We start from the raw sequence: 14,050 nt of genomic DNA, 5'->3' as shown, positions 1-14,050 counted from the left end.
CTGAATTTCTTTAAAATATAAAAACATTTAGCCGGCTTATTGATAAAAAAGCCCCGCTTCCGGGGCTTTAAATTGTATCCCAATTGACAAAACCGTATACTATTACATTAATTGTTTCATCATAATAATCCTCTATGTTTTCCCTGGATCCGCATCAATGTCTGACACAAGGTTTTTTACCGGAAAAATCTATAAAAACCGGATTACCATAGGCGAACCGCGGTCGATTGTCAGCCCCCTCCAGGGAAGTAACTTCAACACGATAATAGCAATCTTCCGATACCTCATCTTTCAGCACCAGCTGGTATTCCGATGCCATCGGTTGTACGGAATGTATCACTTCGCCGTTTTTAATAATATCAACTGTGACAAGAAGGGCTGTCGGGCTTTCCGAGTCGACAGAAAGTGTCAGACTTACGGGTTTTTTTCCTTTCGCCCCGATCTTCAATGTCTCACCCATGATTTTACGATTTACATCGAAGTATATTGAAGGACCGCTGGTCGCAAAGAGGTTGCCCCGGCTGATAGCGCATAACAAGGATCTCTTGTCTAAATGACTGAGAAACACGCCGTTCTTTGCCTCCCCGACATCGGAATCATCATAATCGGCGCTCCCCACATCGATGTTAGCGGTGTTATGGGAATCGCTGTTTGCCACACAATAGACAGGATGATCTATTTCCCCGTTGATATAGGCCATGAGCAGATCATCCCAGGAATTCAGGGGAGCACCGGGCATGGCCTCGGAGCCAATAAGGTTTTCCGGCAATCCATAACCGAGCCACTGGGCTCCTCCGGAATTTTCTCCCATGTCGCCGATGAGCGCTGTTCCCAGGTACAGCGCCTGCTGCAAAGGCAGCTGAATGGTTGTTCCGGGATTATAGGGGTTGGGCATATCAACGATCATCTGGAGATACCGGTCCCCGTAAACGGAAAAACTGTTGAAGAGCAGGCCCAGGTTCCACGCATCGTCCTCGCTAAAACCGGCCATTTCCGCGAAACGGGCAAAGTCCTTGATATGGCTCATGTTGATGACCTCGATAAAATCCACATTATAACTGAGCTGCGTCGTGCCGGTAGTGTGATTATGGACCGCTAACCCGTTATTGTCATGGATCCAGTCGGTCCATTCCCGTATATTTTCCGGATAGAGAGGGCCGGTGCCGTAGGGATTAGACGGTGATGGCCAGACCTCTTCAGGGACCGAACCATTGACAGGATCGCCCACAAAGGGACTCTCCACTCCCCAGGCAAGTACATGATCACGGCACAACAGGCCTTCGCTGCCGGTAATCTCGAAGGAAGGGATCATTAAAAATTCCTCTTCCGAAAGTGCACCGCAGCTGTCTACAATGTCATTCCATTCATCCACATCGATAATCGACTTTGCGTGATTAGTAACGAATACTGCATCAAGATTGCGGGCCAGTGCCACTTCCTTCAGATCAGCGATAGAACCGCTGCCATCGGAGTGTGTTGTGTGCATATGACCGTCGAAATAAACCACCTCCGGTTTGCCGAAATAACAGGATATCTGAAAAATAACAACCATACAGAAAAGAAACCTTAAAAATCTTTTTTTAGACATAACAACCTCCATGATCCGTTTAAAATAATTGTATAATTATTAATACACATGCACATCCATGGGTCGTTGATGGAACAAGCAATACAAAGGCATCTATCGGAAACCTGAAAAAAATAACAGGACATTAAAAATTATGCATTAAGGCTATGTATATATTTAATATTTTTTGTCAATTGCAGAAAATTGTGGGTCAGTAACATCTTTTTATATACTAACCAACGATAACAATGAATGAATGAATCAGAATACACCTGTCGGTATTGTATTGAAAGGTGTAAATTAAATAAAAGCAATTCCGCTCTATCTATATTTAAAAAATAATTATTTAGAAGGAATAATCAATTTTTTTATCATTGGCGGTATACCGGGATACATGAATGTGGGAGCGGTGATATTTACTCAAAGCTGAGACTTCCCGTCGGCAGATCGGCCGGGGCAGCGATGTGAGACCCGCTAACCCCGGCCCGTTTTTCTCTTTAAAATTTCACTGTACCGTAAGACTGAGACTCGTGGCATACATATATGTATCACAGACTTCAAGATCGGGATAGGGCAGCTCATTTTTTACCTGTATGAGCCAGACCCCTGGTTTGGAAAGTTTCAGACGGACCTTCCCGGAGGCGTCGGTCCTGGCCGATACGCTGTGCTCATCGTGGCTTTTACCCGAAAAACCTTCATGATCCGCAGCAACGGTCATACCTGCAGCGGGTTTTCCCTTAAACATGATCACAACCTCAAGACTGTCTCCTTTTTTCAGGCTGCTCACATCGCCCAGGGGAACTATCTCGATAGGAGCTCCCACCGTGGAAGCCGCCGAAGACTTTTCTTTTCCCGCCCTTATCACCATTTTCGATCGTATGTCGAAGTTCATGCAGCTCAGTGCGTTATCCAGACCTTTTTTGCTCTGTCGTTTTCTGCCCGTCGTCGTCTTTGTCATGAATCCGGAGTGCATTCCCGCAGAGATAACGTAGTACCCCGCCTTTTTCGGAACAAAGCTGTAGTGAATAAGATCGATCTTTTGGGGAGTGATCTCTTTACCGTCGGGTCCGATAACAGAGACCTTTTCGATAACTCCTTCCTTCATTTCCTGTTTTTTCGCCAGACCGTGTCCCCAGCTCACCGTAATGGTCACTTTTTCTCCCACCGCCGGATTGTCTTTGTCTGCCGTCATCCACAGTGAATGGGCATGGCCGGGAGTCTGAACCGACAGGCACAGAACACTTATTAAAACCACCGCGTATTTTTTCATAATATAGTCCCCTTTTAGTAATATCACGCCGCCCCGACAGGGGCGGCGCTCACTCTTTACTGCCTTCCCTTTTGTTTATATGTGATAAAATCACCGATATAAATCATGTATTCAAAAGGGCGGTCTTTAATTTTTCCGGAAATGTCCCCCAGTGTCCCGGTGATGACCTTTTCCTTATCCTTGTATCCCGCGTGCATGACGATGGCCACGGGGGTGTCCAGGGGATATCCCGCTTTCAGCTTTTCAATAAAGTAATCGAACTCGGCCCTCATGGTGAACAGGGCCATGGAAGCCCCGACTTTGGCAAGCTTGTCTATGGTATCTTTTTTTCCTTTCCAGTCATTGGCACTCAGGATGACCGACTTGGTGGAGGCCGAGATGGTGGGAGATTTTTTCATGGCCGCGTTGGCTGCATTGAAGCAGCTGAGTCCCGGCACCACGGAGGGGTTCAGATCCTCAAGCTCCTCCAGTATCCAGGCCCAGGGGCCGTAAACCATGGGGTCACCGCTGTCCAGAACGGCCACTACTTTTCCTTCTGCGACAAGAGACCGCACCTCTTTAATGAAGGCATCGCGTTTGGGCGCGATGGCCTTTTCCTGTTCAGCGGCCTTACAGTCTTTGATATCGCTGATTTTTTTCCCATAATTATGCCAGAACCCATGGGGCGCCGTAATAGTTGTTTTACTTCCGATGACCGAGGCGTATTTATCCCTGGATTTTTCAAAACAGACAATGACATCGGCGCCCTTGATAACATCGAGAGCCCGTACGGTTATGAGGTCCGGGTCTCCCGGACCCATGCCCACCAGGAAAAGTTTCGTGTCCGCGGGAAGCTTGGCCTGCGTACAACCAACAGCGAGGCACACCAGTGCGAGAAAAACAACCGGGATACATATGTTGTGTCTGAATTTCATATTTTACTCCTTATAGTATAGCGCGGTTTTCTGACCGCAAAAGTTAACGGGGTAAAATCCCCGGGTTTTGTGCTTATATTTTCGCGCTCAGGGCACACCCGTAAGTCCGCCCGGTCATCTGATATCCCTTGGCGTTTTCATACTTTTCGCCAAAGACATTGTTTACGTAAATCTTAATGGTGGCGTTCTTCATGCCCAACTGATGGTCTATGAAGGCGAAGGCCATGCCCAGGTTGACCAGCTGGTATGCTTCCATGGGATTTTTTTGCACGTCATAAATAATGCCTCCAAAACCGTCATCCACTTCTTCAACAGTCGTTGCCACCTGCTTCGACTGAAAGGAATAATCAGCCATGACTACCAGGTTCCTGATGATGGTATAGCGAATGCCGGCATTGAGCTTGTGTTCGGGCCTGTCGCTGGCCGTTTCTTTACCGGCCGGTTCATCACCCCTGTTGAAGTATTTCTGGAACGCATAGGACAGGTTCACCTTCAGACAATCGAGGACATTGCCGTTCATATCCACCTCAACGCCATGACGGTGCATCTGGTCCAGGTTCAACATGTAGTCCTTATAATACAGTGAGGCATCTCCGGTATATGCCGTCGGGGTGTACTCGGCGTGAGTGCTGTTATAGGCGAAATATTTTTCGATGTGCGAGAAAGAGTATCCCGCCTTCATGTAAAAATCTCCGAAGAGCCGACGCGAAAAAATAAGGTCATATCCCATGCCCGTCTCGGGTTTGAGCCAGTATCCCGTGGGTTTCCCCTGGGGATCATAGAGACCGTGGCTGTCCGGGGCGTGCCAGATTCGGCTCGCGGCAAGGATGAGCGATGTATCGCGGAGGAACTCGGCCAGGTTGTCCATGTCATATTCCAGGGCTGATTTCGGCATAAATCCCTGCCAGTTCTTTTCAATCCAGTCACCCTGTCCCGCGATTGGATTAGTGCTTGCATTGCTCACATTTATCCACACATGCTCGTAGCGCATCCCCAGCGTAAGCGTGAGAGGATCTATAATAATCCATTCATGCTGCAGGGCGCCGCCGTGGACCTCCACGCGCTTGTCCCTGTCGTCACCGTCGAAAAGCTGCTCCATGTCGTAGGCCACGGTGGTCTTGTGACACTCGGTGATGCTTATCACATCCTCGATGCGCCCTCCCTGACTCCAGTATTTGGTCTCGGATTCGTTATGCGAGATAGCTCCCGATTTGTACTGCTCATATTCTTTGGTCTTTACCTCCTTGTGCAGGTAGGCCCCCAGGCTAAAGGTACCGAGAAAGGTGGGATAGCTGGCGCCCAGACGGTAGGCCCGGGAGGTTCGGTCCCAGGTGGGGTCCTGCCAGCTGTAGAATTTGTTTCGAGTGTTGCCGGTCTGCTCCACATCGACTATGGGGTAATCATTGTCGTATGTGGCTGTAGCAATGGGGCAGCCGTCATCGGCGTCGACGCCGGGGTAGTTTTCCACGGCCAGCTCCCGGTCAGCCCGTGAATCCATGATGCTCAGTGCCACGTATCCCCCGTTCTCGAAGGCGTACCCCAGGCGGCCGAAGATGTTCTGCACGGCGGTGTTCGTATGGCGGAGATACCCGTCTGTGTAATAATACTGGTATCCCGCGTCATAGGTAAAATTGTACACGCTCCCGCTCACGTTAGTGTTGTAATTCTGCGTGTTATACGATTTATACGAGATGGACATGTCTATTTCCGGCCAGAAGGTGTCCCTCACCGTGGGTTTTTTCGTGACGAAGTTCACCACGCCGCCGATGGATTTGGCCGGAAACAGGGCCGAATGGGGGCCCGGTATAAGTTCCGTGGTCTCCACGAGCCATGGCGGGATAAACCCGTAATCCACGATGTCACTGGCCTGTCTGCCCCCGGTCTTCCTGATGACCATACCGTCCACGGCAGTGGTAAAGCGGTTGCTGCCGAAACCGCGCATGAAATAATCATCGTCCTTGGTTACCAGGTCCGATTGCCCCCGGTAGTTAAGAATTGCCTGGCTCTTCATTATATCGAGAATGCTCTGGGGATCACCGGGAAGATCCTTTTCTTTCGTGACAATGGGAAATACCATTTTATTGGCCTGTCCCTTGACCACAATTTCATTGACCGATTTTTTTTTATGATTTTCCTTTTTTTCGGTTTCTTTCTTTGCTACATCTTTTTCTGATTCTGTTGCCGCTGTGGTATCCCTGTCATTGTCATCTCCGACGACGTTCTGGGCCAAAAGCGAGACGGGAGAAGAAAGCAGACAAATAAGTACCACATAAAAGACCCTTCTCAACATGAAATAATCCTCCTTGAAAATGCTAAAATCACGTAGCACCTTTTTCTTTTTTGTAACATTAGTCAAGTATTAATTTATTTCTTGTATTCTTTTATGTATATTTTATTTTTTTATTGACTATTTTAACAACAAAATAACAATCGTATAATACTCAAAGATAGTCCCGGATGATATAGCGAGGCAGATGAACGCATTTATTAAAAGGATGTCGGTGCACAATAATTTGTTAAGAAACAGTTTCGCCCTTTCCCTGGCCGTCCATGGCCTGTTGTGCCTGGTCTTTGTCGCCGATTCCTTTTCAGGCGATGTTTATTCTTCGGAGGATATCAATGTTTCGCCCCTGGAAGTCGAGATAGCTGATATTCCCCCGGAGCTCTTTGGAGGAGACACTGATCCGAAAAAAATTGATGCTCCGCAATGGATAGAGGGCTCTGGCAGGAAAGACGAAAAACCCGATGCTCCGGCTGTTGAAGAGAACGAGAATGCCCTGTCGGGAAATTCCACCGATGGTGACGGATATCTGTTTTCGATTCACGGTGACAGCCCGCCCGTGCCGGTCATACGCTTTAATGTAAATAATTATTATCCCGCCGAGGCAAGACGGGCCAATATAAAGAAAAAAACGGTGATGGTCAATATACGCGTCGATGAAAGAGGAACCCTGGACAGTGTACGTGTCGCCTCGGAGCCTGCCGGTTACGGTTTTGACGAGGCCGCGGTGCGGATACTTAAACTGGCGCGCTTTCGTCCCGGATATAAAAACGGAAGAAGGGTGAAAATGAACCACACCATCGCCTTTACCTTTCAACTGGAGTAAATCATGAATCCATTCGTTGATTATGGAGAAATTGTCATTTTCTTTGCCCTGGGCATATCAAGCATAATAGCCCTTACAGTTGCAATTGAACGCTTTGTCGTGTTCCGCCGAAACGGGGCCGGCAAAGCCGGTGTCTTCATGGAGCGGCTCGTAGAAATGCTCCACTCCCGCGATATTGAAAACGCCCTCCGTTATTCCGACCAATTCGTTCCCGGCGTATATCAGCGCTTTGCCAGCTATGCCCTGACCCATTATCGCGCGGGACGCCAGGGGCTAGGAGACCTGATGGATGGTAAACGCATCGAAATCAGGGTCGAGTTGGAAAAGCATGTTTCAATTCTGAGCACGCTGGGAAATAATGCGCCCTTTATCGGACTTCTGGGCACGGTGCTGGGAGTGATCAAGGCATTCTATGGTCTGGGCATGCTGGGAGGAGTTGGCGCCGAGATCGTCATGCGGAGCATTTCTTCTGCACTGATTGCTACGGCAGCCGGCCTTGCCGTTGCCGTGCCCGTTGTAATTGTGAACAACTATTTCGCCAGCGCCACCAGGGTTATCATGCAAAACCTGGAATACCTGTCGAAGGAATTCCAGGCAAGCTACGGCTTCAACAACAGCAAGGACCCCGGCTGGGAAGGAGAAAAAGATTTATGACAGACAATATCAGCGACAACAACAGCGTTATCAGCTCGATTAATATAACACCCCTGGTTGATATTCTACTTGTGCTGCTGGTGATATTCATGGTAACGGCCAGCTTCCTGAAAAAGGAATCGGTCAACATCCATCTGCCTAAATCCTCTTCCGCTGACCCCAATGTGGCTGAGTCAACGCAGATATCACTGACAAAAAAGGGACACCTGATGCTTGACGGTTCCATAGTTGACGAGAACGCACTAATCACGTCTCTTTCAAGCCAGGTTAAGTTCAGACCCGCGATGAGGGTGACTCTGTCCGCTGATGAAGGGCTAAATTACGGAAGTATTACCCGCGTAATGGGACTCATCAGAAAATCAGGTGTGAGCAGGATAGCCCTGGCGGTTAAAAAATGAATTTTTGATTGAGGAGAAAATACTCTACGATGAAATTTAAAGGAACGATAATAGGAATTCTGTTCTCTTTATTGATGCTTTCACAGAATCTTTACGGCCACGGGGTTACGGCAGCATCACGCATTGGCAGGGCGGTCATAGTCGATATACGGTATGATGACGGAGAACCCTTCAGCTATGCCGCAGTAAAAATATACGCTCCGGGCAACAATAAAATTGAGTATATGAATTCCCGGACAGATGCCGACGGGGTTATTGCCTTTGTCCCAAAGGCAATAGGCACCTGGCGTTTGACTGCAGCGGACGACATGGCCCACGGAAAGGAGCTGCAAATAGAAATATCCGACGAAACGCTTAACAAAAATTCACAGGGAAACTGGGCAAATGTTCATAAGCAAAAAATGATCAGCAGCTTTCTTTTGATATGGGCTGTTGTTTCAACATCGCTGTTTATCGGTGCGAGGAATAAACGGAAAGAGTTGAAAGCACTTCAGTGATTCACCGGAAACCACGACAGGTTTTGCGATAATTTTCACGTCTATAAATGTACTGAACTATATTTATGATCAGTAGCAATGCCGGGTTTCACCGCAAGAACTATCACGGCAGCGTGGATTTCCTGGCCTGGTCCGGGTCCTCATCGGGCTTGTAGCAGTACCGGCAGCCGTGGACGAATATTTTATCGCCGTCGCTGGTCTTCATGCGCGAGGCGTAGAGGGCCTCGTATTTTGTCAGCTTGGAGCGGCACAGGGGACACATGCGCTCACCAGGCGGAATCGAGGCAAAGCTGAGGTTCCCCGCAGGAAGATCGGCCCGGGGTTTTGGCCGGGGCTGCCTCTTGCCCGTGGCAATCTGTATTTTTTCCTTCCCGGAATTGTAGAGAGAGAGAATGTAGAGAAACAGGACCAGGCCTATAACCAGGCCCGCCATGTACAGGAGTATACTCATATCACGCCAGCCGTGTCACGAAATTTATCATCACCGTGGTGCCCGAAGGGGGCATGAAGGAATAATCTCCGAATATTCCCAGCACCTCGAAGCCTTCCTTTTTCAGAAGCTTCTTTATCTCGCCGATGCTGTATATTCTCTGGATATGATTCTCCACCCCGGCAGTACCGTCGCGGTTGAAAAAGCGCAGGGTGGAAAGAACCATGCGCCTGCGCCGGTTGAACTCATTGGTCCATTCCACGGAGCGTCCCCGTATCTCATAGGTGTTGGTAACGTCGTGGAAGTTGCTTTCGATATTGTATTCCGTGGTTATATCGAACATAAACACGCTATCTTCGTGCATGATGTTCCTCACGCAGGAAAAGACACGGCGGACATCGGACTTGTTGATGAAATAATTCATGGTGTCATGCACGGAAAAAATGAAATCGGCCTTTTTCGCCAGGTGAAACTCCGCCATATCGGCGCAGATGATGCGGAAGTTTTTGAACGCCCGGGCTTTGGCCACCCTGAGCATTTCCAGCGATTTATCAACGCCATAAATCTCGAAGCCGTCCGTGGAAAATTTGGCGCCGAATCTCCCGGTACCGCATCCCAATTCCACCACCATTTTTGCATCCACGGTAAAGCGCTCCATGACCTTGCGGATATATTGATACCATTCCTGGTAATCGACATGCCTGAGGATATAATCATAGGCCTCGGCCAGGTCAGTGTAGGGTTCTGTGTGATAGACTGGTTCCATGGTTCCAATTCAAGAGTATCTTTCCTGTTTGTCAAACCCATTCCTGTGTTGTCGGCAATATATTGCCCCCCCTAAATCCCACGGAGGGGGACTTTTAATGATGGCTGCCTCACAATAAAATAATTGCACGAATAAAGTCCATGCCGCATAATGACTTCCGGTGCGGCAGTATCCTCGCCATTTTTCCGAATTTATCATAAGGAGCATTCCATGAAAAAGACCCTGTTCATAGCCATGTGCATCGCTCTCATGGCCTTTTCAGCAACCCACGCCGGGTATAAAAAAGCGCCGGGATTCGCCCTGACTGACAATAACGGCAATTTTGTTTACCTGTCGAAACTGAAGGGTAATCTGATTATTTCATTCTGGGCAAGCTATTGCGTGCCCTGCAAAAAGGAAATGCCCCTCCTCGTGGAAATGGAAAAAAAATACGGCAGGGAAAAAAATCTGTCACTCATTCTCATCAATGTGGATACCAACGATACGGGCAAAAGCGCCCGGGAAAAGGCCATGGATACTCTTGATGATATCAAAGTCAGCCATGACTTTCTCATGGATATGTATCATATGGCACTGGTAAAGTACAATCCCGCGAAAAGCGTTCCCTGCACCTTTCTCGTCAATGCGGCGGGAAATATAGTCTTCAGTGAAACCGGCGCCAGAGATGACACACTGACAAGGCTTGAAAAGGCTGTCCTGAGCCTGCGGTGAAAATGGATTGACACCGTTCCGACGGGCTTCCTAAATGACTGTTATCATGGATTTAGAGGTCAGGTGCTATGGAACTTCCTTCAATATTTGAGCCCCACGAAGCGGAAAATAAATGGTATGAAATATGGGAACAGGAGGGATATTTTCACGCCGTTGAAAGCGACGGCAAAAAACCCTACTGCATAGTCATACCGCCTCCCAATGTCACGGGCAACCTGCACATGGGACACGCCCTGAACAACACGCTGCAGGACATACTGGCCCGCTGGCAGCGCATGATGGGAAAGTCCACCCTGTGGATGCCCGGCATGGACCATGCCGGCATTGCCACACAGAATGTTGTGGAACGGCTTTTGAAAGCGGAAGGAAAAACAAAGGATGACCTGGGCAGGGAAAAATTCGAGGAGCGGGTCTGGGAATGGAAGGAGCATTCGGGCGGACAGATAAAGGGACAGCTTAAAAGGCTGGGATGTTCCCTGGACTGGCAGCGCGAACGTTTTACTCTCGACGAAGGACTCTCCCGCGCAGTTCACCATGTCTTCAAAACCCTCTATGACGAGGGACTGATCTACCAGGGATACCGCATAATCAACTGGTGCCCCCGCTGTGAAACGGCCCTCTCGGATATCGAGACAGAATACCAGGAACTGGAAGGAAGTTTCTGGCACATAAAATATCCCATCGCCGGCACCAAGGACCATATCACCATCGCCACGACGCGCCCCGAAACCATGCTGGGTGACACGGGCGTGGCAGTGAATCCCGGCGATGAACGCTACACGTACCTGGTGGGAAAGATGGTCGTGCTTCCCCTCATGAACAGGGACATACCCGTCTTCGCCGACGAGTATGTCGACAAAGAATTCGGCACGGGCCTCGTGAAGGTAACCCCGGCCCATGATCCCAACGACTTCGATATGGGCAAAAGGCACAACCTGGAAGAGATCAACATTCTTGACAGCCGCGGATATATCAACGCCAACGGCGGTCCGTACCAGGGAATGAGCCGTTTCGAAGCGCGGAAAAAAATCGTGGAAGACCTGGATGCGCTGGGTCTCCTCGTAAAAGTGGAAAAGCACAACCATTCCGTGGGACACTGCTACCGGTGCCAGACCATTATCGAACCCTATCTTTCCAAACAATGGTTTGTTAAAATAAAGCCCCTTGCCGACGAGGCCATAAAGGCCGTCGAACAGGGAAAAATCCGCTTTGTCCCGAAAAACTGGGAGAAAACCTATTATGAATGGATGTACAACATCCGGGACTGGTGCATCTCGCGGCAGCTCTGGTGGGGGCACCGGGTTCCCGCCTTTTACTGCCGGGACTGTGACCATATCAACGTGGAAATAGACACGCCGGAATCCTGCGCGAAGTGCGGTTCGAAAAACCTGAAGCAGGATGAGGATGTTCTCGACACCTGGTTCTCCTCGGGACTGTGGCCCTTCTCAACGCTGGGATGGCCCGAAGACACGGCGGCTCTGAAAAAATACTATCCCACATCGGTGCTGGTCACGGCCTTTGACATCATCTTTTTCTGGGTGGCCCGCATGATCATGATGGGCATCAAATTCATGGGTGATGTCCCCTTCAGGGATGTGTATATCCACGCCCTCATACGTGACGAGCACGGACAGAAGATGAGCAAGTCAAAGGGTAATGTCATTGACCCCCTTATTCTCATGGACCAGTACGGCACCGACGCCTTCCGGTTCACCCTGGCTATTTTCGCCGCCCAGGGCAGAGACATCGTCTTCTCTGAAAAACGCGTCGAGGGATACCGCGCCTTCATCAACAAGATCTGGCAGGCGACACGCTTTATTCTCATGAACCTGGGCGGTGATTTCAGGCCCGGAAAAATAAACACCGCGAACCTGGAAATCTTCGACCGCTGGATACTGCACCGGCTCAACCGGGCCGTGAGAACCATATCCTCATCCCTGGGTGAATACAAATTCAATGACGCTGCCCAGGAGATCTATGACTTCTGGTGGCACGATGTCTGTGACTGGTATATAGAGCTTACCAAGCAGCGTCTCTATGCGAAAGACGGAACCGCCGAAGAATCATCGGAAACGGCGCGACAGGTTTTATACCACATCCTGAGAAGCACCCTGCAGTTCATGCATCCCTTCATGCCCTTCATCACCGAAGAAATCTGGGACAAAATAAAACAGCCCGGCGAAGGCCGCATCATCGTTTCGTCCTGGCCCGAACCCGATGAGGCCTTCGATTTTCAGGCAGAGACGGCGGAGACCGAGACATTCAAGGAGATCGTGTACAAGATACGAAACGTCCGCGGCGAGATGAATATCCCGCCCGACAAAAAAGCCAGCGTTGTATTTAAAACCGGCAGCGCCGACCTGGCTGAACTCGTACGGCGCGACACGGTACACATCCAGGCCCTGGCGAAGGTTCATAACGTCATCATCAACGCGCAGTATGTTCCCGACAACACCGACGCATCGGCTGTTCTGAAAGACCTGGAGATGTATATCCCCCTGAAGGAACTCATCGACTTCGACAAGGAACGGGCCCGCCTGGAAAAGGAAATATCCCGCATGGAAGAAGAACTGAAAAGGGTCGACGCCAAGCTGTCAAACGAAAGTTTTGTCGGAAAGGCACCGGCAGAGGTAATTGACAAGGAGAAGGCCAAGCGCGATGAGTTTGTTCAGGTCCTGGAGAAGCTGAAGGAGAGTCTCGGAAAGCTGGGGTAATTTCTCAATATAAACACACAGAGGATAATCCCCTCTTCAAGGAGGGGTTCTAACGGTATATTCTCCGGCACATCTTTATCGCTTGTCTGCAGTAATTATGAACAGACAACTGCGCCGTCGGTGATAATGGCAATCACGAGAAACATGACCAGAACCACAATCCCCTGGAGCAGTCTTTTGAAGTCTACCTGCATGAAACCTCCTGTTGTTTATTTTTACATAAGACATCATAAGGGGTGAATTGTTACGATAATTTTAAACCAATAACATCATGAAACAAACACAGGCATATCTCACCGCGGGATCATCCTTTTCCTCTCCATGTCGATGCACTCTTCTATGTCCCTCAGCCCCTCTTCGCCCCGCAACTGGACACAGGTGTGAACAAGGTTCTCCACCACCTCCCGAATGAGATCCTCGTCATCGCGATGTTTTTCAAAGGCCTCGTCGATTATTGACATAATAGTTTTCCGCATGAATAGCACCTCCCTGCCGTCACTCATTCTTTTCAGCACAGGAATCCTGTTCCTCATTTATCGCCTTGAGTCTCCTTTCCTTTCTTTTTAGTGCTTCACAGTTGCGTCGTTTTTCTTTTTCGGTCACAAACAGGGCCGGCGGAATCTTTTTAGGCATGCCGTCGGTGTCCAGGGCAACAAAGGTCAGATATGCCGATGCCGTATGACGGACTGCGCCGGTAATGAAGTTCTCAGCCTCCACCCGGACCCCTATTTCCATGGAAGTGTTCCCCACCATGTTGATACTTGCCTTGACCCTGAGCAGATCGCCGACAAAAACAGGGCTGTGAAAAAACAGACGGTCAATTGAAGCCGTGACCACATTGGATTGAGCATGACGGCTTCCCACTATTCCCGCCGTATTGTCTATGAGTTTCATTATTACACCGCCATGCACATTGCCGGCAAGGTTGGCATCCTGCTGTGTCATCTGCTGCACAACTTCCATACTGCTTATTGATACGCTTTTCGGTTCCATACACTGCTCCTGAGATAAAATCATTCAAT

General features: G+C 49.3%; 14 protein-coding genes. 6 read left to right on the top strand and 8 right to left on the bottom strand.

From position 1 onward, the window contains the following. Window positions 1–154: 154 nt before the first annotated feature. The 4 genes from CVV44_20975 to CVV44_20960 form a co-directional block, all read right to left on the bottom strand. Complete coding sequence (locus CVV44_20975; GenBank protein PKL35288.1) at window positions 155–1,588, bottom strand: hypothetical protein; 1,434 nt, start codon at window positions 1,586–1,588, stop codon at window positions 155–157. A gap of 484 nt (window positions 1,589–2,072) precedes the next feature. Next, the gene (locus CVV44_20970) at window positions 2,073–2,837 is read right to left on the bottom strand and encodes a hypothetical protein (GenBank protein PKL35287.1); all 765 of its coding nucleotides are present in this window, start codon (window positions 2,835–2,837) and stop codon (window positions 2,073–2,075) included. Between the two features lie 56 nt (window positions 2,838–2,893). Beyond that, complete coding sequence (locus CVV44_20965) at window positions 2,894–3,751, bottom strand: tetrapyrrole methylase (protein PKL35286.1); 858 nt, start codon at window positions 3,749–3,751, stop codon at window positions 2,894–2,896. A 73-nt stretch (window positions 3,752–3,824) separates the two neighbouring features. Next, a complete protein-coding gene (locus CVV44_20960; protein ID PKL35285.1) occupies window positions 3,825–6,041 on the bottom strand; it encodes a hypothetical protein in 2,217 nt (738 codons plus the stop codon). A 184-nt stretch (window positions 6,042–6,225) separates the two neighbouring features. Here CVV44_20960 and CVV44_20955 point away from each other — a divergent pair, with 184 nt between their 5' ends. The 4 genes from CVV44_20955 (at window position 6,226) to CVV44_20940 (ending at window position 8,407) form a co-directional block, all read left to right on the top strand. Then, window positions 6,226–6,858, top strand: a complete 633-nt coding sequence (locus CVV44_20955; GenBank protein ID PKL35284.1) for an energy transducer TonB — start codon at window positions 6,226–6,228, stop codon at window positions 6,856–6,858. A 3-nt stretch (window positions 6,859–6,861) separates the two neighbouring features. Beyond that, window positions 6,862–7,512, top strand: a complete 651-nt coding sequence (locus tag CVV44_20950) for a TolQ transporter (protein ID PKL35283.1) — start codon at window positions 6,862–6,864, stop codon at window positions 7,510–7,512. Further along, window positions 7,509–7,910 carry a biopolymer transporter ExbD gene (locus tag CVV44_20945; protein ID PKL35282.1) on the top strand — a complete coding sequence of 134 codons (402 nt, stop codon included), beginning with the start codon at window positions 7,509–7,511 and terminating at the stop codon, window positions 7,908–7,910. Before CVV44_20950 ends, CVV44_20945 begins: the two co-directional genes overlap by 4 nt. Window positions 7,911–7,984: 74 nt before the next feature. After that, on the top strand, window positions 7,985–8,407 hold the full coding sequence (locus tag CVV44_20940; GenBank protein ID PKL35281.1) for a hypothetical protein: 423 nt from the start codon (window positions 7,985–7,987) through the stop codon (window positions 8,405–8,407). A 103-nt stretch (window positions 8,408–8,510) separates the two neighbouring features. Here CVV44_20940 and CVV44_20935 read toward each other — a convergent pair whose 3' ends face one another. Then, complete coding sequence (locus tag CVV44_20935; GenBank protein PKL35280.1) at window positions 8,511–8,858, bottom strand: hypothetical protein; 348 nt, start codon at window positions 8,856–8,858, stop codon at window positions 8,511–8,513. A 1-nt stretch (window position 8,859) separates the two neighbouring features. Next, window positions 8,860–9,603, bottom strand: a complete 744-nt coding sequence (locus CVV44_20930) for a hypothetical protein (GenBank protein PKL35279.1) — start codon at window positions 9,601–9,603, stop codon at window positions 8,860–8,862. 150 nt (window positions 9,604–9,753) lie between these two features. Here CVV44_20930 and CVV44_20925 point away from each other — a divergent pair, with 150 nt between their 5' ends. Both CVV44_20925 and CVV44_20920 read left to right on the top strand, forming a co-directional pair. Next, window positions 9,754–10,314 (top strand): hypothetical protein, encoded by a 561-nt coding sequence (locus tag CVV44_20925; protein PKL35278.1) that lies wholly within the window; start codon window positions 9,754–9,756, stop codon window positions 10,312–10,314. A gap of 68 nt (window positions 10,315–10,382) precedes the next feature. After that, window positions 10,383–13,028, top strand: coding sequence for a valine--tRNA ligase (locus CVV44_20920; protein PKL35277.1), 2,646 nt, complete (start codon window positions 10,383–10,385; stop codon window positions 13,026–13,028). 293 nt (window positions 13,029–13,321) lie between these two features. Here the strand turns inward: CVV44_20920 and CVV44_20915 are convergent, their stop codons facing one another. Both CVV44_20915 and CVV44_20910 read right to left on the bottom strand, forming a co-directional pair. Further along, the gene (locus CVV44_20915; GenBank protein PKL35276.1) at window positions 13,322–13,531 is read right to left on the bottom strand and encodes a hypothetical protein; all 210 of its coding nucleotides are present in this window, start codon (window positions 13,529–13,531) and stop codon (window positions 13,322–13,324) included. Next, window positions 13,524–14,021 (bottom strand): acyl-CoA thioesterase, encoded by a 498-nt coding sequence (locus tag CVV44_20910; GenBank protein ID PKL35275.1) that lies wholly within the window; start codon window positions 14,019–14,021, stop codon window positions 13,524–13,526. The genes CVV44_20915 and CVV44_20910 overlap by 8 nt, the downstream gene beginning before the upstream one ends. Window positions 14,022–14,050 lie beyond the last annotated feature (29 nt).

It is taken from the genome of Spirochaetae bacterium HGW-Spirochaetae-1, from assembly GCA_002839375.1.
Taxonomy (GTDB): domain Bacteria; phylum Spirochaetota; class UBA4802; order UBA4802; family UBA5550; genus PGXY01.
This window is presented reverse-complemented; position numbering and strand designations above follow the sequence as displayed.